Annotated in this window: 16 protein-coding genes; 14 read left to right on the forward strand and 2 right to left on the reverse strand. The window is 72.9% G+C overall.

Translation table 11 applies throughout. From position 1 onward, the window contains the following. Positions 1–126: 126 nt before the first annotated feature. Positions 127–1872: a glycerol-3-phosphate dehydrogenase/oxidase gene (locus HUN58_RS12710; protein WP_180224863.1), complete on the reverse strand. Its 1746-nt coding sequence runs from the start codon at positions 1870–1872 to the stop codon at positions 127–129. Positions 1873–2061: 189 nt separating this feature from the next. Between HUN58_RS12710 and HUN58_RS12715 the strand changes: the two genes are divergently transcribed. The 4 genes from HUN58_RS12715 (at position 2062) to ald (ending at position 6775) form a co-directional block, all read left to right on the forward strand. Next, positions 2062–3024, forward strand: a complete 963-nt coding sequence (locus tag HUN58_RS12715) for a sugar-binding transcriptional regulator (protein WP_058743281.1) — start codon at positions 2062–2064, stop codon at positions 3022–3024. Positions 3025–3074: 50 nt separating this feature from the next. Further along, complete coding sequence (locus HUN58_RS12720; protein WP_180224864.1) at positions 3075–4115, forward strand: AraC family transcriptional regulator; 1041 nt, start codon at positions 3075–3077, stop codon at positions 4113–4115. Between the two features lie 50 nt (positions 4116–4165). After that, a complete protein-coding gene (locus tag HUN58_RS12725; protein WP_180224865.1) occupies positions 4166–5554 on the forward strand; it encodes an FAD-binding oxidoreductase in 1389 nt (462 codons plus the stop codon). A 123-nt stretch (positions 5555–5677) separates the two neighbouring features. Then, positions 5678–6775, forward strand: a complete 1098-nt coding sequence (ald, locus tag HUN58_RS12730) for an alanine dehydrogenase (RefSeq protein WP_114849797.1) — start codon at positions 5678–5680, stop codon at positions 6773–6775. A gap of 160 nt (positions 6776–6935) precedes the next feature. On the opposite strand, the gene HUN58_RS12735 is transcribed toward ald, so the two are convergent. After that, positions 6936–7760, reverse strand: a complete 825-nt coding sequence (locus tag HUN58_RS12735; protein WP_254631487.1) for a tryptophan-rich sensory protein — start codon at positions 7758–7760, stop codon at positions 6936–6938. A 135-nt stretch (positions 7761–7895) separates the two neighbouring features. Here HUN58_RS12735 and HUN58_RS12740 point away from each other — a divergent pair, with 135 nt between their 5' ends. From HUN58_RS12740 to HUN58_RS12785, 10 genes are all read left to right on the forward strand, one after another. Further along, a complete protein-coding gene (locus HUN58_RS12740) occupies positions 7896–8879 on the forward strand; it encodes a magnesium and cobalt transport protein CorA (RefSeq protein WP_254631489.1) in 984 nt (327 codons plus the stop codon). Positions 8880–8958: 79 nt separating this feature from the next. Further along, positions 8959–11175 (forward strand): alpha-galactosidase, encoded by a 2217-nt coding sequence (locus tag HUN58_RS12745; protein ID WP_180224866.1) that lies wholly within the window; start codon positions 8959–8961, stop codon positions 11173–11175. A 109-nt stretch (positions 11176–11284) separates the two neighbouring features. After that, complete coding sequence (locus tag HUN58_RS12750; protein ID WP_058742678.1) at positions 11285–12595, forward strand: chloride channel protein; 1311 nt, start codon at positions 11285–11287, stop codon at positions 12593–12595. Between the two features lie 124 nt (positions 12596–12719). After that, positions 12720–12932: an antitoxin gene (locus tag HUN58_RS12755; protein ID WP_058742677.1), complete on the forward strand. Its 213-nt coding sequence runs from the start codon at positions 12720–12722 to the stop codon at positions 12930–12932. A 60-nt stretch (positions 12933–12992) separates the two neighbouring features. Next, positions 12993–14294, forward strand: coding sequence for a SufS family cysteine desulfurase (locus tag HUN58_RS12760; RefSeq protein WP_180224867.1), 1302 nt, complete (start codon positions 12993–12995; stop codon positions 14292–14294). Further along, positions 14291–14737 carry a Fe-S cluster assembly sulfur transfer protein SufU gene (sufU, locus tag HUN58_RS12765; protein ID WP_058742676.1) on the forward strand — a complete coding sequence of 149 codons (447 nt, stop codon included), beginning with the start codon at positions 14291–14293 and terminating at the stop codon, positions 14735–14737. Before HUN58_RS12760 ends, sufU begins: the two co-directional genes overlap by 4 nt. An 81-nt stretch (positions 14738–14818) precedes the next feature. Continuing rightward, the gene (locus HUN58_RS12770) at positions 14819–16240 is read left to right on the forward strand and encodes an LLM class flavin-dependent oxidoreductase (protein ID WP_257222067.1); all 1422 of its coding nucleotides are present in this window, start codon (positions 14819–14821) and stop codon (positions 16238–16240) included. Positions 16241–16275: 35 nt separating this feature from the next. After that, positions 16276–16776, forward strand: a complete 501-nt coding sequence (locus tag HUN58_RS12775) for a GNAT family N-acetyltransferase (protein WP_114849793.1) — start codon at positions 16276–16278, stop codon at positions 16774–16776. Positions 16777–16858: 82 nt separating this feature from the next. Further along, complete coding sequence (locus HUN58_RS12780) at positions 16859–17581, forward strand: VIT1/CCC1 transporter family protein (RefSeq protein WP_058742685.1); 723 nt, start codon at positions 16859–16861, stop codon at positions 17579–17581. Between the two features lie 184 nt (positions 17582–17765). Further along, positions 17766–19328: an NCS1 family nucleobase:cation symporter-1 gene (locus HUN58_RS12785; protein WP_180224868.1), complete on the forward strand. Its 1563-nt coding sequence runs from the start codon at positions 17766–17768 to the stop codon at positions 19326–19328. Positions 19329–19354 lie beyond the last annotated feature (26 nt).

Below are 19354 nucleotides of genomic sequence, written 5' to 3' on the forward strand. Positions count from 1 at the left end.
CGCGGGCGAGGCGGCGTCTCGGCGCCGGGCGCGGCGTCGCGCTGCAGCAGACGTGACCACACGACGGACGGGAGGCACGGTGCCAGCTGGCACCGTGCCTCCCGTCCGTGAGGTGGTCGCGACCGACTACGCGGGCTGCGCCGCCGAGGTGTGCAGCGGCACGATCACGCCGTGCGACTCGCGCAGGACGTCGAGCGTGCGCTGGACCTCGTCCGCGCGCTCCTCGGTCGTCCAGTCGAGCACCCCGGCGAGGACGTCGGCCAGCTCGTCGAGCAGGTCGATCGTGACGCCGCCGACGAACGCCAGGTTCGTGCGGCGGAGCACCACGTCGACCAGGTGGACCGCCTGCTCGTGCTCGGCGAAGTACGCGACCTCGGCGCGGGTGAGCGACGGGTCGGACTCGAGCGGCTCGACCGGGCCGTCGGTCAGGACGTCCACGACCTCGGCCGCACGGGTGCCGTAGCGCTCGAGCAGGCCGTCGACGAGCTGCTCGTCGAGACCGTCCCGGTGCGACTTGATCCACAGCGCGCGCTGGGCGTCGGTCGTCGGGAAGTCCTTGCCGCCGCCGATCGGCATGCCCGTCGTGTCGACCTTCCGGTCCACACCGAGCTTCGTCGTGACGTCCGAGGACAGGTGCGCGGCGAGGGCGCGGAACGTGGTCCACTTGCCGCCGACGAGCGAGAGCACGGTCGTGCCGGGCAGGCCGGCGATCGGGGTGTCGACGATCCGGTAGTCGCGGGACACGAAGCCGGGTGCGGTGTCCTCGTGGCGGGGGAGCGGGCGGATGCCGGAGTAGCGGTACACGATGTGGTCGCGGTCGAGCGCGATCTGCGGGAAGACGTGCTTGACGAGCCCGAAGAAGTAGTCGACCTCCTCCTCGGTGCACACCGCCGGCTGCGACGGGTCGGCGTCGATGTCCGTCGTGCCGATGAGCACCCGGCCCTTCAGCGGGTAGATGAGGACGATGCGGCCGTCGTTGTTCTCGAAGAACAGCTCGCGGCCCTTCGTCGCCTCGAGGAGCTCGGGGTTGTCGACGACGATGTGCGAGCCCTTCGTGCCGCCCATGAACTTCGTCTCGCCGCCGAACGCCTGGTTCGTCAGGTCGGTCCAGGGGCCGGAGGCGTTCACGACGACCTCGGCCGAGAAGACGAACTCCTCGCCGGTCTCGCGGTCGCGGAGCACGACACCGCCGTCGCGGGTGCCGGCTGCCTCGACGTAGTTGACGGAGCGGGCGGTCGCGGCGCTGCCGGAGCCCTTCGCCGCGGCGAGGCCGTCCTTGAGCACGTCGAGCGCCAGGCGCTCCGGCTCGTGCACGGACGCGTCGTAGTAGGTGCCCGTGTACTTCAGGTCCTTGTTGAGCGCGGGCATGTCGGCCAGCGCGGCCTTCTTCGTGAGGAAGCGGTGCTTCGGCACCGAGCCGCCGTCGCGCGAGAAGGAGTCGTAGATCGTCATGCCGATCTTGATGAGCGCGGCGCCGCGCTCCTTGGTCGAGCGCTGCTTGTGCGTGAGCATGCGCAGCGGGGCGTTCATGATGCCGGAGAACGTCGAGAAGATCGGCATCGTCGTCTGCAGCGGCTTCACGTAGTGCGGCGCGATGCGGATCAGGCCGTTGCGCTCCTGCACGCTCTCGCGCACCAGGCGGAACTCGCCGTTCTCCAGGTAGCGGATGCCGCCGTGGATCATGTGGCTGGACGCGGCCGAGGCGCCGCCGGCGTAGTCGCCGCGCTCGACGAGCACGACGTCGACGCCCTGCAGGGCGAGGTCGCGGAAGGTGGCGATGCCGTTGATGCCGCCACCGACGATGAGGACCTGGGCGTTGGGGCGCTCGGTGAGCGCGGTCACCGTGTTCCGGGGCTGCGTCTTCTTCGACATGGTGCGTCGCTTCCTTGGGTCGGTTCCGTGGGGTCGACTCCGATCGTGCGCCTCGGTGGGAGGTCGGGCAACCTACGTGCACGAACGTGCAGCACACCTGTCGCTGCGGCCCGGCACGGGGCCGGGGAGCGGACGGGAGGCGCGACAGGGGTTGCAGAGGCCGTGCACGTCCGTGCATGCTCGGTTCCCATGAGCGATGCTGCGCAGCCGATGCGGACCCAGCAGGCGCTGCGCGCCGCACACCTGTACTACCTGCAGGACCTGACGATGGACGCCATCGCGGACGAGCTCGGCACCTCGCGGTCGTCGGTCTCGCGGTTGCTGAAGTACGCCAGGGACACCGGGCTCGTGGACATCCAGATCCGCTCGCCGCTCGACCAGGCGGCAGCGCTCAGCCGGAACATCCGGGCGCGGTTCGGCGTGCACGCCCACGTCGTGCCGGTGCCGGACCACACGAGCGACGTCGACCGGCTCGAGCGTGTCGCCCTGTCCGCCGCGCGCATCCTGACGCAGTACGTCGAGTCGAACATGGTGGTCGGCATCTCGTGGGGCTCGACCGTGAGTGCGGTGAGCCGGTACCTCGTGCCGAAGACGACCCACGGCTCGACCGTCGTGCAGATCAACGGTGCGGCGAACACCCGGACGACCGGCATCGTCTACGCGTCCGAGATCCTGCGGCGGTTCGGCGAGGCGTACGGCGCGTTCGTGCAGCAGTTCCCCGTCCCGGCGTTCTTCGACGATCCGGCGACGAAGGAGATGCTCTTCCGCGAGCGCTCCATCCGCCGCGTGCTCGACCTGCACGAGCGGATGGACCTCGTCGTGTTCGGTGTCGGCGCGCCGCAGGCCCCGGTGCCCTCGCACGTGTACTCCGGCGGGTACCTCGACCCGGCCGACCGCGACGAGCTCGCGCAGGCCGAGGTCGTCGGCGACGTCTCGACGGTCTTCTACCGGGCGGACGGGTCGTGGAAGGACATCGGCGTGAACGCGCGCGCCGGCGGACCCGACCTCGACACGATCAAGCGGGCGCCCCGCCGGGTGTGCGTCGTCGCGGGCCGGGGGAAGGCGGCGTCGCTCAAGGGCGCCCTCGCCGCGGGACTCGTGACCGACCTGATCCTGGACGAGAGCGTCGGGCAGGCGATCCTGCAGCCCTAGGTCAGTTCCTGACCGACTCGATGTCGGTGGTCCGCCCTAGGCTCCGGTGCATGGTGTTCACTCGTGCGACCCAGCCGCCGACGGCGCCCGTTCCGGGTGTCCCGACGTCGCCGGACGCCACCGATGCCAGCCGCCAGGACGACGGTCGGCGCCGTGGCGCCCGCTACTTCCGCCGCCTCGCCGGGACCGACATCGACGAAGCCCTCGCCTTCTTCACGGGCGACTACGACTTCCGGGCGCCTCGCGTCCGCCGGACGCACACGCAGCAGCACTGGGACTTCGCGGGCGTCGGTGACGCGCGGATGTCGCTCCGGTCCTCGCGGCTGCTGGTCGACCTGCAGACCGAGAGCCTGGTCGACGACGAGTTCCTCGTCGCGTGGATGCGCTCGGGCACGAGCACGATCACGTTCCAGGGACGCGAGCACGCGCTCGAGCCCGGCGTCCCCGTCGTGCTGCCCTTCGCCGAGGCGTACGCGCTGCACCACCGGGACATCGGGCTGAACCTCGTGCACCTCGACCGCGACTTCGTGCGGTCGGTGGTCGGCGAGGACGACTTCGCGTTCGAGCCGATGCGTCGTCCGACGGCCGAGGGACTGCGCGCCTGGCAGTCCGTCGTCCGCGCGCACTCCGGCACCTGGCTCGACGTCGAGCACGACCTGACGCCGATCGTGCAGCGGTCGATCGCCGAGTCGTTCGTCGCCGCCGCCGTGCAGGCGTTCCCGCGACGGGATCGCTGGCGCTCGTCCGTCACCGGCTCGGGGCCCGAGCACGACCGGCTGCGACGCGCGCTCGAGTACGTGCACGCCCACGCCCGCGAACCCATCGGGACGACCGAGATCGCCGAGGCCGCCGGGCTCAGCCCCCGTGGCCTGCAGCAGTCGCTCCGGCGCCACCTGGACCAGACGCCGGGCGACCTGCTCCGGAGCGTCCGGCTCGACGGTGCCCGGGTGGACCTGCTCCGCGCGGACCGGGACGCCACGAACGTGGCGGAGATCGCCCGCGCGTGGGGCTTCGGGCACCTCGGACGGTTCTCGGCGACCTACCGGGCCCGGTTCGGCGAGCTCCCGAGCGAGTCGCTCCGCACCCGCTGATCCCGGGCACGTGCTCGGTCGACGGCGTGCGGCTCGGTAGCGTGGCGCGCATGGACACCGTCGTCACCGCCCTCCGCTCCGCCCTCGCGGACCCGGACGGCGCCGTCGTCCGCACCGACCCGGCAGTGCTCGACGCCGCACGGACCGACAAGTCCGGCTGGAGCGCACCCGGCGGGCCGGTCGCCGTGGTCGAGGCCCGGTCGGTCGCCGACGTCCAGGCCGTGCTCCGGACCTGCTCCGCGGCGCGGGTGCCGGTCGTGCCGCGGGGCGCCGGCACCGGGCTGGCCGGCGGGGCGAACGGCACCGAGGGCTCCGTCGTGCTCAGCGTCGCCCGGATGGACCGCATCCTCGAGGTCTCGGTCGCCGACGAGTACGCCGTCGTCGAGCCGGGCGTCCTGAACGGCGCCCTCGACGCCGCGGTCGCCGAGCACGGGCTGCGCTTCGCCCCGGACCCGGCCAGCGCGGCGATCTCGACCGTCGGCGGCAACATCGCGACGAACGCCGGCGGCCTGCGCTGCGTCAAGTACGGCGTGACGCGCGAGGCTGTGCTCGGACTCGACGTGGTCCTGGCGGACGGCCGGCTCGTCTCCACCGGACGCCGCACGGTGAAGGGCGTCACCGGCCTCGACCTGACGGCGCTGTTCGTCGGCTCGGAGGGCACCCTCGGGGTGGTCGTCGGAGCGACCGTCCGGCTCGTGCCGCTGCCGGCCGGAGCGCCCGCGACGCTCGGGGCGGTGTTCCCGACCGTCGCCGACGCGGCCCGCGGTGCCGCGGCCGTCGTCACCGGCGCGAGCCGGCCGTCGACGGTGGAGCTGCTCGACGCGGCCGCCCTCGCGGGCATCGCCGCACACCTCGGACCGCAGGTGCTGACCGAGACGCTCGGGAGCAGCTCGGCGGACGGGGCGTTCCTGCTCGTCGAGTTCGACGGGCCGGACGCAGCGCAGGCCGCGCTGGGAGCCGCACCGCGCCTCCAGGCCGAGGGCGGCACCGTGCACCACGCGACGTCCGCCGTGGAACGCGAGCGCCTGCTGACCGTCCGACGGTCCTTCCACCCGGCCATGGAGGCGGGCGGCCGGGTGCTGATCGAGGACGTCGCGGTGCCGCGGAGCCGGCTCGCGGAGATGTTCGAGCGGGTCGAGGCGATCGGGCGCCGGCACGGCGTGGCGATCCCGACGGTGGCGCACGCGGGAGACGGCAACCTGCACCCGAACTTCGTCTTCGCGGGGGACGAGGTGCCCGCGCACGTCTGGGCCGCGGCCGACGAGTTGTTCCGCGCCGCGATCGACCTCGGGGGCACGCTGACGGGCGAGCACGGTGTCGGGGTGCTCAAGCGGCGGTGGCTCGGTGACGAGCTCGGTGACGACGTCCTCGATCTGCAGCGGGGCGTGAAGGCGGTGTTCGATCCGCTCGGGATCCTCAATCCGGGCAAGGCGATCTGACCGGTTCGTCGAATCTCGTCGTACCGAACGACCGCTCATCGCGCAGATGTTCGGCGGAAACGAGTTTGAAACGAACCAGAGCGCATCGTGGTCGTACCTGCACCGCCCACGAAGGAGTCCGTGATGCTGATCGGCGTCCCCACAGAGGTCAAGAACAACGAGTACCGCGTCGCGGCGACGCCGGCGGGGGTCGGTGAGCTGACGCTGCACGGCCACGAGGTCCTCGTGCAGTCCGGCGCCGGCACCGGGTCGTCCTTCGGCGACGACGAGTACCGCGACGCCGGGGCCACGGTCGTCCACACCGCGGCCGAGGTCTGGGCCCGGGCCGAGCTCGTGCTCAAGGTGAAGGAGCCCGTGGCGTCGGAGTACGCATCGATCCGCCCTGGACAGGTGCTCTTCACGTACCTGCACCTGGCCGCCGACCGCCCCCTCACCTCGGCGCTCGTCGAGTCCGGCGCGACCGCGATCGCCTACGAGACCGTGCAGCTGCCGGACCGGTCGCTGCCGCTGCTCTCGCCGATGTCCGAGATCGCCGGACGACTGTCGGTGCAGGTCGGCGCGGCGCAGCTCATGCGCACCGCGGGCGGCCGCGGCCTGCTGCTCGGCGGAGTCCCCGGGACGCCGAAGGGCCGGGTCGTCGTGATCGGCGGTGGCGTCGCGGGAGAGCACGCGGCGACGATGGCGCTCGGCCTGGGCGCCGAGGTCACCGTGTTCGACATCAGCCTGCCGCGGCTCCGTGCGCTCGACGCCCGGTTCGACGGCCGCATCACGACGCTGCGGTCCTCGTCGCACGCGATCGCCGAGGCGCTGCGGGACGCGGACCTGGTGATCGGGTCGGTGCTCATCCCCGGGGCCTCGGCGCCGAAGCTCGTGACCGACGCGATGGTCGCCGGCATGCGCGAGGGTTCGGTGCTCGTCGACATCGCCATCGACCAGGGCGGGTGCTTCGAGGGTTCGCGGCCGACCACCCACGACGACCCGACCTTCCGGGTGCACGACGCCGTGTACTACTGCGTGGCGAACATGCCCGGGGCGGTGCCGCGCACGAGCACGATCTCGCTGACGAACGCGACGCTGCCGTACGCCCTCGCCGTCGCCGACCAGGGCTGGGAGCGGGCGACCGAGGCGGACCCGGCGCTCGCGAAGGGGCTGAACGTGCACGCGGGCCGCGTCGTGAACGAGGCGGTGGCCGCCGCGCACGGGCTGGCGGCCGCGCGGTAGCGCGCCGCGCCGCGCTGCGCGCGCGGCGCGGTCGCGCCGCGCGCGGTGGCCGGTGCCGGTTCACGCGCTCAGCGACAGTTCACGGGCTCACGAGCCCGTGAACTGTCGCTGAGCGCGAAAGGTGTCCGGCGGGGCGCGGCCTACGCCGCCCCGGCGCGGCCTACGCCACCCGCGCGGCGCCCGCGCCGCGGCGCGCCCCGACCCACCCGACGCGGGTGCGCACCACGAGGGTGACGAGCACGACCGCCGCGATCGACACCACCGCGGCCACGGCCGTCGGCACGGACACGAGCGGCCCGTCGAGCCGCCCGACCGCGACCCAGGCCAGGCCCCACGCGAGCGACACCGTCGGGGCCAGTCGTCCGCCGCCCCACACCGCCAGGAGCACCCCGACGAGCCCGGCGACGAGCGCCACGACCACGCCCCAGACGTCCTGGCCGAGACCGAAGCCCTCGAACCCGGCCGCCGCGAGCACCGCCGCGGTGTTGGCCGCCGTCGCGACGCAGACCCACCCGAGGTACAGCCCGAACGTCCCGTCGGTCAGCACCTGCTCGACGACGCCCGACGCCGCGGTCCGCCGCAGCACCGCGAACGTCCACACGAGCACCACGAGCAGCGCGACGATGACCGGCTCGCTCAGCCACAGCGCCCCGAACTGCACGGACAGGATCCACGCGGCGTTCAGCAGCAGGGACAGCGTCGCGGGCAGCGCGAGCCGTGCGTGCCGCGCGTCGTCGGCGGTCCGGAAGCACTGCCGCACCGCGTACGCGAGCAGCCCGACGTAGATGACGCTCCAGATCGAGAACGCCGGTCCGTCCGGCGCGATGGCGGTCGAGGACGCCGACAGCGCCCCGCCGGCCGCGTCCTGGATCGGGGTGCCCACCACCGCTCCGGACCCGACGAACGCGCCGACCACCGCGACGACCGCGCTCACCGCGACCACGATCCTCCAGGCCTTGCCCATGACCACTCCCTTCGTCAGCATGCTGATGACCTGCACGGTAGGCGCGTGGTCGCCCCCCGCGCGCAGCGCGCGTCCAGCGGGCGGGGGACGGGCCACGGCCGGGAGGCACGCCCCGCGTCCGGCACGTCGGCCGTGCGTGGTGCGTACGGTTGCCTCGTGACCGTCGAGCTCAACACCGTCTACGTCGACCGGATCGCCCCGATCGTGTGCCCCTCGCTCGAGACGACCTTCCGGATGATCGGCGACCAGGGTGCGAGCGCGTGCATCGTGCTGCACCGCCCGGACGCCGAGGAGCTCGGGGACGTCGCGGTGGCCCTGGGGCTGCACGAGCTCGCGGTGGAGGACGCCGCCGAGGGGCACCAGCGCCCGAAGCTCGAGCGGTACGGATCGACGCTCTTCGCCGTGCTGAAGCCCGCCGTGTACCACGACGGCCGAGAGGAAGTGGAGTTCGGCGAGGTGCACGCCTTCGTGGGGGAGTCGTTCTTCCTCGCGGTCGTGCCGGCCGACCCCCGCGGTCCCCAGGCCGTCCCGCGCGCGCTGCAGCGGATGAGCGGCAAGCCCGGTCTGGTCACGGTGGGGCCGCAGGCGCAGCTCTGGGCGCTGATGGACTCGATCGTGGACGGGTACGCGCCCGTGATCGACGGCCTCGAGGAGGACATCAACCAGATCGAGGACCAGCTGTTCTCCGGCGTCCCCGGGGTCTCGAAGCGCATCTACGAACTGTTCGGCGAGGTCGTCGACTTCCAGCGGGCCGCCCGTCCGCTCATCGGCATGATCGAGAACCTGCACCGCGGCGCCGACAAGTACCACCTGCCGGTCGAGATGCAGCGGCGCTTCCGGGACGTGCTCGACCACGCGATCCGGACCGTCGAGCGCCTGGACACGTTCCGCTCCCTGCTGCAGAACGCCCTGACGGTCGACTCGACCCTGGCGGCGCAGAAGCAGAACGACGACACGAAGCGCATCTCCGGCTGGGCGGCGATCCTGTTCGCCCCGACGCTCATCGCCGCGATCTACGGCATGAACTTCACGCACATGCCCGAGCTGTCGTGGACGTGGGGCTACCCGCTGTCGCTCGTCGCGATGGTGCTGTTCGCGGCCGTCCTGTACGTCGTGTTCAAGGTGAAGCGCTGGTTCTGACCCGAGCGCGCGCGTCGAGTTGCGGGAGCGCTCCCAGGCGGGGAGGCTCGTCCTGCCGACGACGCCGACCGGAGCAACGATGCCGACCCAGACCGCAGCGACCACGACCACCAGCTCCCCGACGCCGGGGATCGTCCACCTGACCGCAGGGGGCGTGTCCCTCGTGCTCGACTGCCGCGATGCCGCGCTGCCGGCGATCGTGCACTGGGGGGCCGGGCTCGGCGCCCTCGACGAGGACGCCCTCGTCGCCCTGGCCGCCGCCTCGGTGCCGCCGGTGGCGCAGAACGAGCCCGACGTGCCGGTCCGGCTCGCGGTCCTGCCCGAACCTCACCGCGGGTGGAGCGGACGCCCCGGGCTCGCCGGACACCGTGACGGCCGGGACTGGTCGCCCGCGTTCACCGTGACCGCCCTGGACGTCCGGCTGCACGGGGACGACGGACGCGACGACGCGGGCACGGGCACGAGCGCGGGCACGCACACGGGCACGGGCGGCACCGTCACGGCCGACGCCGAGGACCGCACCGCCGGGCTCGCCGTCCGCGTCACCGTCGAGCTGCTCGCGTCCGGACTCGTCCGCGCCCGGGCCGCCGTCACGAACACCGCCGCGGGGACCTACACCGTCGACGACCTGACCGTCGCCTTCCCCGTCCCGTCCCGCGCCCGCGAGGTCCTCGACCTCGCCGGCCGTTGGGGCAAGGAGCGCACCCCGCAGCGCCGGGAGCTCGTCGTCGGCACGCACGAGCGCGACAGTCGCAAGGGGCGCACCGGTCCGGACGCCGCGACCGTGCTGAGCGTCGGCGTCCCCGGGTTCGGGTTCGCGTCCGGTGAGGTCTGGGGTGTGCACACGGCCTGGAGCGGCAACCACCGGCACTACGCCGAGCGCCTGTCGACCGGACGCCAGGTGGCCGGTGGCTCGGAGCTCCTGCTGCCGGGCGAGGTCCGTCTCGGCACCGGGGAGACGTACGAGGGGCCGTGGGTCTACGCCGCGTACGGAGACGGCCTCGACGACCAGGCGCGCCGCTTCCACCGCTGGCTCCGCAGCCGACCGCAGCACCCGACGTCGCCGCGCCCGGTCACGATCAACGTGTGGGAGGCGGTCTACTTCGACCACGACCTCGCCAAGCTGACCGAGCTCGCCGAGCGGGCCGCGCGCCTTGGCGTCGAGCGGTACGTGCTCGACGACGGCTGGTTCCGTCACCGCCGCGACGACCACGCCGGACTCGGCGACTGGTACGTCGACGAGGGCGTCTGGCCGGACGGCCTCGGCCCGATCGTCGACCGCGTCCGTGCCCTCGGCATGCAGTTCGGCCTGTGGTTCGAGCCCGAGATGGTGAACGAGGACAGCGACCTCGCCCGGGCGCACCCGGAGTGGATCATGCAGGCGGACGGGCGGCTGCCGGTGCGCTCCCGCGACCAGCAGGTCCTCAACCTCGCGATCCCCGAGGCCTTCGCACACGTCCTCGACCGGATGACCGCGATCATCGGCGAGTACGGCATCGACTACGTCAAGTGGGACCACAACCGTGACCTGGTCGAGGCCGGGCACCGCGGGGGCGGGGCCGCCGTGCACGAGCAGACCCTGGCCGCCTACCGGCTCATGGCGACGCTCAAGGAGCGCTTCCCCGCGCTCGAGATCGAGGCCTGCGCCTCCGGCGGGGCACGCGTCGACCTCGGCGTCCTCGAGCACACCGACCGCGTCTGGGTGTCCGACGACATCGACCCGCTCGAGCGCCAGCAGATGCACCGGTGGACGCAGCAGCTGCTGCCGCCGGAGCTCCTCGGCGCGCACGTCGCGAGCGGCACGAGCCACAGCACCGGACGGCACCACGACGTGTCGTTCCGCGCGGGCACGGCCCTGATCGGGCACTTCGGGATCGAGTGGGACCTCACCCAGGCCACCCCGACGGAGGAGTCGACGCTCGCCGACTGGATCGCGCTCCACCAGGAGTGGCGCGGCCTGCTGCACGGCGGGGACCTCGTCCGGAACGACGAGGTCGACCCCACGCGCCTCGTGCACGGGGTCGTCGCGCCGGACCGTCGGGACGCACTGTTCTTCCTCGTCAGCACGGGCCGCTCCGAGGTGTCGGGCACCGGACCGATGCGCTTCCGCGACCTCGACCCCGGCGTCACCTACCGCGTCGACCCGGTGTTCCGCGGCCCCGACCACCTGCTGAACCCGCCGTCGTGGTGGGCGGGGGAGCGCCGGTTCCCCGGCCGCGTCCTCGGCACCGTCGGCCTCGAGGTCCCGCTGCTCCCCGCGGACTGCGTGGTCCCGTTCCGCGTGACGGCCGTCTGACCCGGGACGCGCCGGCCCGACACGGGACGGCCTGGAGGATCGTGGCGGGCCCCGCCACGCGCCTCCAGGCCGGCAGTGGACCGCTCCGGCGGCCGCTAGGCTTCCGGACATGCCGCAGACCGGGAACGCGACACGAACGTCCACGCCGGTCGCCGGGAGTGCACGCTGGGCCGTCAAGCTCGCGGTGATCACCGCGCTCGTCGGCGTCGCCGGCGGCGTCGCGGGCATCAGCGTGTGGCTCGCGCTCCAGCTCATCCAGTTCGTCGCCTTCGGGTACCCCTTCGGCGGGCACCTCGAGGCGGCCGACGCGCCCTCCGGCTGGAACCGGTTCGCCGCGCTCGCCGCGGCCGGTGTGCTGACCGGCGTCGCGTGGTGGGCGCTCCGACGGTGGGCGAAGCCCGTCGTGTCGGTGCCGGCGGCCGTCGGCGGCAAGCGGATGCCCGCCCTGTCGACCGTCGCGAACGCCGGCGTGCAGATCCTCGCGGTCGGGCTCGGCGCGTCCATCGGGAAGGAGGTCGCGCCCCGCGAGATCGGGGCGTGGCTCGCGCAGCTCGTCACCGCGAAGGCCGGCCTGACCGCGCGCGAGACGAAGATCCTCGTCGCCTGCGGCGCGGCCGCCGGTCTCGCCGCGGTCTACGACGTGCCGCTCGGCGGGGCGCTGTTCGCGGTCGAGGTCCTGCTCGGGGAGCTCACGTTCGCGACGGCGCTGCCGGCGTTCGCGACGAGTGCCATCGCCGCGGTCACCGCACGGCTCGTGATCCCGGACGAGGTGCTCTACCACGTGCCGTCGATGCACCTCACGCCGTCGCTCCTGGTGTGGGCGGTCGTGGTGGGTCCGCTCCTCGGGTTCGCCGGCGTCGGGTTCGTGAAGCTGACGAACCGGCTGCAGGCCACCGCGCCGAAGGGCTGGCACCTGCTCGTCGTGCTGCCGGTCGTGTTCGCGATGGTCGGCCTGATCGCGGTGCCGTTCCCCGAGATCCTCGGCAACGGCCGGGCGCTCGGGCTCGTGGCGATGAACGCGACCTCGTCGTCCCCGGACTTCGTGGGACTGTCGCCCATCCTGTTCCTGCTGCTCCTCGGGGTCCTGCGCACCATCACCACCTCGGCGACGATCGGCGCCGGCGCGGTCGGCGGCACCCTGACGCCCTCGATCGCGATCGGCTCGGCGGTGGGCGGCGCGCTCGGCGGGGCGTGGATCCTGCTCTGGCCCGCCGACGGCCCGAGCCTGGCGGCCTTCGCCTTCGTCGGTGCGGCGGCCTTCCTCGCCACGACGATGCGGGCGCCGTTCACCGCGCTCGTGCTCGTCGTCGAGTTCACCCAGCAGGGCACGGACATCCTCGTGCCGTCGCTCCTCGCGATCACCGGCTCCGTCGCCGTCGGGTACCTGCTCGCACGCCGCCGCAGCGCCCAGATGGCCTGAACCCGCACGACCCGACCGGGGCTGCGGACGCCTGTTCCGTCCGGCCCGGACACCGACCGCTGCCCGGATTAGCATCGGCGGCACCGCGGGGCGAGGGGTCCCGCACGACCACGAGGAGACCGCCATGGCCGGGTTCGACGACATCACGAAGAAGGCACAGCAGTTCCTGCAGGACGGCAAGGTGCAGGACGCACTGAAGAGCGAGAAGGCCGAGGACGTCAGCGACAAGATCCTCGACGGCGTCGCGGACGCGGTGAAGAAGGCAACGGGCGGCAAGTACGACGACAAGATCGACGGCGCGCGGGACCAGGCCGACAAGCACATCGGCAACCAGTAGGACCGGCACTTCCGCTCGTAGCGATTGGACGCGGGGGCGGAGACGGACCACGATTGTGGGGTGACCGTCCCCGCCCCGAACCAGCCGCTGACCGACGCCGAGGTCGCCGCGATCAAGCGGGACTTCCCGATCCTCCAGCAACAGGTCAACGGCCACCCGCTCGCCTACCTGGACTCCGGGGCGACGGCCGAGCGACCCGTGCAGGTCCTCGACGCCGAGCGCCGGTTCCTCGAGACCGACAACGCGGCGGTGCACCGCGGCGCGCACACGCTCGCGGCGCTCGCGACCGATGCGTACGAGGACGCCCGTGCGACCGTCGCGCGCTTCGTCGGCGCGGCGTCGCCGTCGGAGGTCGTCTGGACGGCGAACGCCACCGACGCGCTCAACCTCGTCGCCTACGGCATCGCCAACGCGAGCCGCGGTCGCGGGGGAGCCGCCGCAGACCGCTTCCGCATCGGCCCGGGCGACGAGGTCCTCGTGACCGAGGCCGAGCACCACGCGAACCTCGTGCCGTGGCAGGAGCTCGCAGCCCTGACCGGCGCCACGCTCCGCTGGGTCCCGGTCGCCGACGACGGCACCTGGACCGCGGCGGACATGGTCGCGCTGATCGGTCCGCGCACCCGGGTCGTCGCGTTCGCCCACGTCTCGAACGTCACGGGCATGATCGCGCCGGTGGCAGAGGTCGTGGCCGCCGCGCACGAGCACGGCGCCCTCGTCGTCCTGGACGCCTGCCAGTCCGCGCCGCACCGGCCCCTCGACCTCGGGGCGCTCGACGTCGACTTCGCGGCGTTCTCCGGGCACAAGATGCTCGGACCGAACGGCATCGGCGTGCTCTGGGGCCGCCAGGAGCTCCTCGACGCCCTGCCGCCGTTCCGCACCGGCGGTTCGATGATCACCACCGTCACGATGGAGTCGTCGGACTTCATGCCCGCGCCCGAGCGGTTCGAGGCGGGGACGCAGCCGGTGTCCCAGGCCGTCGCGCTCGCCGAGGCCGTCCGGTACCTCGAGCGGATCGGCACGGACCGGGTGCGCGACCACGAGGAGACGCTCGCGCAGCGCATGCTCGAGGGCCTCGCCGCGGTCCCGGGCATCCGCGTCGTCGGACCGCCCATTGGGGTCCCGCGCTCCGGGCTCGTGGCGTTCGACGTCGACGGGGTGCACGCCCACGACGTCTCCCAGTACCTCGACGCGCAGGGGATCGCGGTCCGCTCCGGCCACCACTGCGCCCAGCCGCTGCACCGCCGGCTCGGCCTGACCGCCACGAGCCGCGCCAGCACGTACGTGTACACGACCGACGAGGACGTCGACCGGTTCCTCGCGGCCGTCGCGGAGGTCCGCGACTACTTCGGAGCATCCTCGTGAACGGCCTCGACTCGCTCTACCAGCAGGTCATCCTCGACCACGCCAAGGCCCGGCACGGCGACCTCGTGCTCGACGACGCCGATGCGTCGCACTTCGAGCGGAACCCGACCTGCGGCGACGAGATCACCGTCAGCGTCCGCCTCGAGCCCGGCACGGATCGTATCGCGGCGATCGGGTGGCAGGGCGACGGGTGCTCGATCTCGATGGCGTCCGCCTCCGTCCTCGCCGACATGGCCCCCGGGCGGACCGTCCCCGAGCTGCTCGAGCTCACCGAGGCGTTCCGGACGATGATGCGCTCGCGCGGGGCGGGGGAGCCCGACGAGGACGTGCTCGAGGACCTCGTGGCGTTCCACGGCGTCTCGAAGTTCGTGATGCGTGTGAAGTGCGGCATGCTCGCGTGGGTCGCCGCCGAGGCCGCCGTGCGCGAGGCGTCCGCCGCCTGAGCGTCGGGCCCGCAGCCGCCGGCAGCGTCACGCAACGTCACCGTCCGTGACGGACGGCGCTGTGCGACGTAGCTTCGCGACGTGACCTCGACGAACGACACCGAGCCCCGTGACACCGCGCCCCGGCAGATCCGCTTCAACGCGTTCGACATGAACTGCGTCGCGCACCAGTCCTCCGGGCTGTGGCGGCACCCGCGCGACCGCTCGCGGCACTACAACGACCTGTCGTACTGGACCGAGCTCGCGAAGACGCTCGAGCGCGGGACGTTCGACGGCATCTTCATCGCGGACGTGCTCGGCACCTACGACGTGTACGGCGACTCGAACGAGGCCGCGCTCCGCACCGGCTCGCAGGTCCCGGTCAACGACCCGATCCTGCTCGTGTCCGCGATGGCCGCCGTCACCGAGCACCTCGGCTTCGGCATCACCGCCGGTACCGCGTACGAGCACCCGTACCCGTTCGCCCGCCGCATCTCGACGCTCGACCACCTGACGAAGGGCCGCATCGGCTGGAACGTCGTGACGGGCTACCTGCCGAGCGCCGCGCGGAACATGGGCCAGACGGACCAGCTGTCGCACGACGACCGTTACGACGTCGCCGACGAGTACCTCGAGGTCCTCTACAAGCTCTGGGAGGGCTCGTGGGAGGACGACGCCGTCGTCGAGGACCGCACGACCGGGGTGTTCACCGACCCGGCGAAGGTCCACCCCATCGAGCACCACGGGCAGCACTTCGACGTCCCGGGCATCCACCTGTCCGAGCCCTCGGTGCAGCGGAGCCCCGTCGTGTACCAGGCCGGGGCGTCCCCGCGGGGCGTGCGCTTCGCGGCGGAGAACGCCGAGGCCGTGTTCGTCGGTGCGCCAACGCTCCCGCAGCTCGCCGCCACCGTCCGGAAGATCCGCGACGCGCTCGAGGCCGCTGGGCGGGACCGGTACGCCGCGAAGATCTACACGCTGCTGACGGTCATCACCGACGCGACCGACGAGGCCGCGCAGGCGAAGCACCGCGACTACCTGTCCTACGCGTCCGAGGAGGGCGCGCTCGTGCTCAACTCCGGGTGGATGGGCGTCGACCTGTCGCAGTACGACCTCGACGAGCCGCTCGGCAACATCGAGTCGAACGCGATCCAGTCGGCGGCCGCGAACCTGTCCGCGGCGACGGGCGAGGACGGCGCGAACTGGACCGTCCGGGACATCGCCCGCCAGACCGCGATCGGCGGACTCGGCCCGGTCGAGGTCGGCAGCGGAGCGACCATCGCGGACCGGCTCGTCGAGATCCAGCGGGAGACCGACGTCGACGGGTTCAACCTGGCGTACGCCGTCACGCCGGGGACCTGGGAGGACGTCATCGAGTTCGTCATCCCCGAGCTCCGCGCCCGCGGTGCCTACCCCGAGGCCTACGTCGAGGGGTCGCTCCGCCACAAGCTGCACGGCCGCGGCGACCGGCTGCCCGAGGAACACCGGGGCGCCGGCTACCGGATCGGCGCCCGGTCGGCCGTCTGACCGGCGGTCCCGCGCGGCAGCCGTACAGTGGTCGGGTGATCGGGTCGTCCTTCGTCGTGCGCACCGCGGAGGACGAGTCGACCGCGGCGGCCTGCGTCGCGCTCTGGGTCGCCGCCGTGGCGGATCGTGACGGCGTGCCGGCATCGGACGCCGTCCGTGCACGTGCGCGCGAGAAGTTCGCCGCGGAACGGGTCGCCCTGGTGGTGGCCGACGACGGCGGGACCCCCGTCGGCTTCGCCCTGGTCACCGCTCCCGGTAGCGGCGGCACCCCGAGCGACGCCGCGTACCTCAGCCTGCTCGCCGTGCACCCCGCGGCGCAGGGGCACGGGCTCGGCCGACGCCTGCTCGCGGCCGCCGTGTCCGCGGCCGCCCACGCCGGGCACCACCGCACGGAGCTGCACGCCCTCGACGACAACACCGCGGCCCTCGCGCTGTACCGCAGTGCCGGGTTCGCGCCGCTCGGGGAGGCCTTCCCGCACGCTCTGAGCGGCCGTCCGACCCGGGTCTGGAGCGCGGTATCCGCCCAGGTCAGGTGAGGCTCACCTCACCAGGAAAGCCCCGGTCAGGGCAGCCTTCCCTTGCTGGCGGACCGGCCGCGACCGTGGTTCGATGGCCGACATGTCGACCGCATCGGACCTCGCCCTGCCCGTCTCCGAGCACGACGACGCCACCAGCGCCGCCCGGCTCAACTGGCTCCGAGCGGGCCTGCTCGGCGCGAACGACGGCATCGTGTCCGTCGCCGCCGTGCTCGTCGGGGTGGCGGGTGCGGGAGCCGGCACCGGTCCCGTCGTCGCCGCCGGCACCGCAGCCCTGGTCGGCGGGGCGATCTCGATGGCCCTCGGCGAGTACATCTCGGTGAGCGGTGCCCGCGACGCGCAGCGCACCGGGCAGGCGGCGCAGCAGGCCCAGCTCGAGGCCGACGCCGAGGACGCGCCGACCCTCGCTGCGCACTACCGCTCGCTCGGCGTGGACGACGACGTCGCCGAGGCCGTCGCCCGGCAGCTCGTCCGCCCCGAGGTCCGTCGTCGTCGGGCTGCGGCCGCGCTCCGGGACGCCGAGGACGAGGTCGTCAGCCCCTGGCGCGCGGCGTGGGTCTCCGCGGCGACCTTCACGACGGGTGCGCTGCTGCCCTTCCTGGCGATGCTGCTGGCGCCGGAGTCCTCCCGCATCGTCGTCACCGTCGTCGCTGTGCTCGTGGCCCTCGCGGCGACCGGCACGACCGGTGCGGTCCTGGGCGGTGCCCGCCGCGGGCGTGCGACGGTCCGGGTCGTGGTGGGTGGCGCGCTCGCCCTCGCCGCGACCTACGCGGCCGGTGCGCTCCTCGGCACGCACGCGTTCTAGCAGCAGGACCGGCCGCACCGGCTGCACCGGCCTCATCGGCCGCTGCCAGCGCTCGGAACAGGCGTTCCAGGACGGTCGTCGCGTCACACGACCGTTACACGAGGGAAACGGGCGGCGCGAAGAGGCTCCCTAGCGTCGGGGAACACGGGGACCCACCCCCGTTCCCACTCCCACGGAGGACGCCTTGGTCACAGAGATCGCGACCCCGGTCGCCGCGCCCCACGCCCCCACCCCGCCGTCGACCGCCCGCGCGGGAGCCGGTGTCGTCAAGCCCGGGTACGACCCGGCGCTCACCAACGAGGACCTCGCCCCGCTCCGCGAGCAGCGCTGGACGAGCTACAACATCTTCGCGTTCTGGATGTCCGACGTGCACTCGGTCGGCGGCTACGTCACCGCCGGGTCGCTCTTCGCCCTGGGCATCGCGAGCTGGCAGGTCCTCGTCGCCCTGGTCGTCGGCATCCTGATCGTGCAGGTGTTCGCGAACCTCGTCGCGAAGCCGTCGCAGCGGACCGGGGTCCCGTACCCGGTGATCAACCGCGCGGTGTTCGGCGTCGTCGGCGCGAACGTCCCGGCGATCATCCGCGGGCTCATCGCGATGGCCTGGTACGGCGTGCAGACGTTCCTCGCCGCGCAGTCCCTCAACATCGTGTTCCTGAAGTTCGTCCCCGGGTCGGCTGCGCTCCTGGACCACTCGTTCCTCGGCCTGTCCGCGCTCGGCTGGATCTCGTACGCGATCCTCTGGGTCGCCCAGGCGGCGCTGTTCTCGATGGGCATGGAGGCGATCCGGCGCTTCATCGACTGGGCCGGCCCCGCGGTGTACGTCGTGATGATCGCCCTCGCCGTGTACCTCGTCGCGAAGGCCGGCATCGGCAACATCTCGCTGACGCTGCACACCGGCGCACCGATGTCCTTCGGCGCGTCGATCCCGGTGATGCTCTCGGCGATCGCGATCGTCGTCAGCTACTTCTCGGGCCCGATGCTCAACTTCGGTGACTTCTCGCGCTACGGCCGCAGCTTCCGGGCCGTCAAGCGCGGGAACCTCTGGGGCCTGCCGGTCAACTTCCTGTTCTTCTCGATCCTCACCGTGCTGTGCGCGAGCGCCACGGTCCCGGTGTTCGGCAAGCTCATCACCGACCCGATCGAGACCGTGCAGGCGATCGACGCGCCGTTCGCGGTGCTGCTCGGCGGACTGACCTTCGTCACCGCGACGGTCGGCATCAACATCGTCGCGAACTTCATCAGCCCCGCGTTCGACTTCTCGAACGTCGCCCCGCGGAAGATCAGCTGGCGCGCAGGCGGCATGATCGCCGCCGTCGGCTCGGTCCTGCTGACCCCGTGGAACTGGTACGGCAACGACCAGGCGATCCTGTACACGCTCGGCATCCTCGGTGCGCTCATCGGCCCGCTGTTCGGCATCCTCATCGCCGGGTACTACCTCGTCGCGAAGCAGCGCGTCGCGGTCGACGACATGTACTCGAAGGAGCCGACCGCGCGGTACTGGTACCGGAACGGCTGGAACCCGAACGCGATCTGGACGCTCGTCGTCGCCGGTGCCGTGTCGGTCGCCAGCGCGGTGCTGCCGCCCGCCACCGGCGTCCTGCCGTGGCTGTCGAACTACAGCTGGTTCATCGGCTGCGGCCTCGGCCTCGTGCTCTTCGCCGCCCTCGAGCACCGGTCGCCTCGGATGCCCGCGCTGTCCGCCGACGACCCCACGGTCGACCACGGCGCCGCCCCCGGCCGCGACTGACCGCACCGGCCCGAGCCCGACGAGCA

It is taken from the genome of Curtobacterium sp. Csp1, assembly GCF_013347185.1.